This window comes from Actinomadura sp. 7K507 (genome assembly GCF_004348425.1).
Lineage (GTDB): Bacteria > Actinomycetota > Actinomycetes > Streptosporangiales > Streptosporangiaceae > Spirillospora.
This window is the reverse complement of the sequence record NZ_SMKK01000490.1, coordinates 1-2,108: the sequence shown is the minus strand read 5'-3', so window position 1 is coordinate 2,108 and position 2,108 is coordinate 1. Positions and strand designations below refer to the sequence as shown.

Sequence of the window (2,108 nt, the reverse complement as noted above, 5' to 3'; positions counted from 1 at the left end):
GGACTCGATGACGCGGGCGCGGGGGAGGCGGCCGGTGCGGTCGTCGCCCTCCTGCGGGGGGTCCTCCGGCTCGCGGATGTTCTCCTCTTCGGGCCAGGGCACCTCGTCGCCCTCGGGGACCGAGTCGAACCCGGCGACGATCTCGGCCCAGATGGCCTCCTCGTCGCGCTCGGCGGGGGTGTCGGCGTCCTTGGCGGGGAAGTCGCCCCTGGCGGTGTCGGGCGCCTTGGCCATGCTGATGGGGTCCGCGGGGCCGAGGGGGTCCGCCGTGTCGAGGGGGTCGGCGGAGTCGCGCGGGTCGGCGAGGTCGGTCTCGGTCCGGTCGGAGTCCGGGCCGCGGGCCGAGGTGTCGCGCAGCCGGGCGAGGTGGGCGCGCAGGATGCCCTCGGCCGTGGGCTTCATGTCGACGTCCACGTACAGCCGGTCGAGGACGTCGCCGGCGACGGGGTCGCGGACCGGGTCGGCGAAGTCGGGCAGGTCCGGAAGGTCGGACGGCGAGGCCGCGTAGGCCGCCACGCCCGCCTCGCCGAGCGCCGCCAGCATCGCGTCGGCCAGGTGCGGGGCGAGGTCGACCAGCGGAGCGTAGGTGTCGGCCGACAGTCCATTGCCACGGCGATTCACGGGGCCGGCTCCTTCGACGACTCCGGCGTGACCGACAGCACCGGCATGACGGCCTCCGCTCCCCCAACGACATGTGCCCGGTGGCGCCTCCGGCTCGCGGCGGCACATCCGGACACCCTGAAAACGTGTGTCCCACGGTATTCGCTGGGACGCCCGGAACAAGCCCCCGGGCGCACCCGATTGAGATTTACGGAACAGAGCCTACGTTCCCCCGGCCGCCCCTCGCCGCATCGCTTCCGGACACCGCCCGCGGGGCTTCGGTACAGGGCCCGCGGGCGGTGCCGTACCGGCCGGTAGAACGGTGGGACGGGTAGTGGGAAGATGTCCCATCATCTCCCTTCGGCCAGGGACCGGTCGGTGCTCGTCCCCAGGGCACGCGGTCCGAGGAAGGTCCCGCATGCTCTGGTTTTGGATCCTGCTCCGGATCGTTCTCTCACCCATCATGTACGTGCTGTGGCGGCCGCGGAACCGGGGCAGGAAGAACGTTCCCCGGCGGGGGCCCGCGCTGCTGGTGAGCAACCACCTGTCGTTCGCCGACCACTTCTTCGGCCCGCTGCCGCTGAAGCGGCCGATCTTCTTCATCGGCAAGGGCGAGTACTTCACCGGCAAGGGGATCAAGGGGCTGGTCACCAAGGCGTTCATGACCGGTGTGGGGGTGGTGCCGGTGGACCGGACGGGCGGCTCGTCCGCCGAGGCGGCGCTGCAGACCGGGCTGCGGATCCTCGCGGAGGGCAAGCTCCTCGGCATCTACCCGGAGGGCACGCGGGCCCCGGACAACCGGCTGTACCGCGGCAAGACGGGGGTCGCGCGGCTGGCGCTGAAGTCGCGGGTCCCCGTGATCCCGGTGGCGATGGTCGACACGTTCGAGCTGATGCCGCCCGGCAAGCGGCTTCCGCGGCTCGGGGTCCGGCCGGGGGTCCGGTTCGGCGAGCCGATGGACTTCTCCCGGTACTACGGCCGGGAGGACGACAAGGAGGTCCTGCGGGAGATCACCGACGAGATCATGCGGACGATCAGGGAGCTGTCGGGGCAGGAGTACGTCGACCGGTACGCCGCCGAGGTGAAGGCGGAGATGACCGGCAAGCCCGTGCGCCGGGTCGAGGACGACGGGGGCCTGAGCGACCACGGATGACGGAGGGCGACGGGCCTCGGGGGATGGGGCTGGAGGCCGCGCTGTGGCGCGCCGTGGCCGTCTACCGCGTTCTGGCGCTGGCCTACGCCGCGATCGTGATGGCGATGAACTCGGGTGGCTACGCCCGTCCGGCGGCCGGGTGGGCCGTCCTCGCCGTGATGGCCGTCTGGACGGCGTACGCGGTCCGGGCGTTCGGCGATCCCCGGCGGCGGGGGCGGCCGCTCCTGGCCGCCGACCTGGCCGTCGCGGCCGGATGCGTGCTCGCGACCGCGTGGGTCGAGACGGCGGAGAACATCGCCGCCGGGCGCCCGACGCTGCCGGTGTCGTGGGTGGCGGCGGCGGTGCTGTCGTGGGC

2 protein-coding genes and 1 pseudogene are annotated in these 2,108 nt (G+C 73.1%); 2 read left to right on the top strand and 1 reads right to left on the bottom strand.

Translation table 11 applies throughout. The features are described 5' to 3' along the window. A pseudogene (locus tag E1285_RS44730) lies at window positions 1–621 on the bottom strand (hypothetical protein); the annotation flags it as partial. Window positions 622–1,018: 397 nt separating this feature from the next. Between E1285_RS44730 and E1285_RS44725 the strand changes: the two are divergent. Together E1285_RS44725 and E1285_RS44720 are read left to right on the top strand one after the other, a co-directional pair. Beyond that, window positions 1,019–1,753 carry a lysophospholipid acyltransferase family protein gene (locus tag E1285_RS44725; protein WP_132160975.1) on the top strand — a complete coding sequence of 245 codons (735 nt, stop codon included), beginning with the start codon at window positions 1,019–1,021 and terminating at the stop codon, window positions 1,751–1,753. Beyond that, on the top strand, window positions 1,750–2,108 hold a 359-nt coding region (locus E1285_RS44720; protein WP_243723487.1), incomplete at its 3' end, for a DUF5931 domain-containing protein. The genes E1285_RS44725 and E1285_RS44720, both read left to right, overlap by 4 nt.

Excerpts from the sequence above, each read along its gene's own strand:
- E1285_RS44725 (WP_132160975.1), top strand. The coding sequence starts at position 1,019 with ATGCTCTGGTTTTGGATCCTGCTCCGGATCGTTCTCTCACCCATCATG.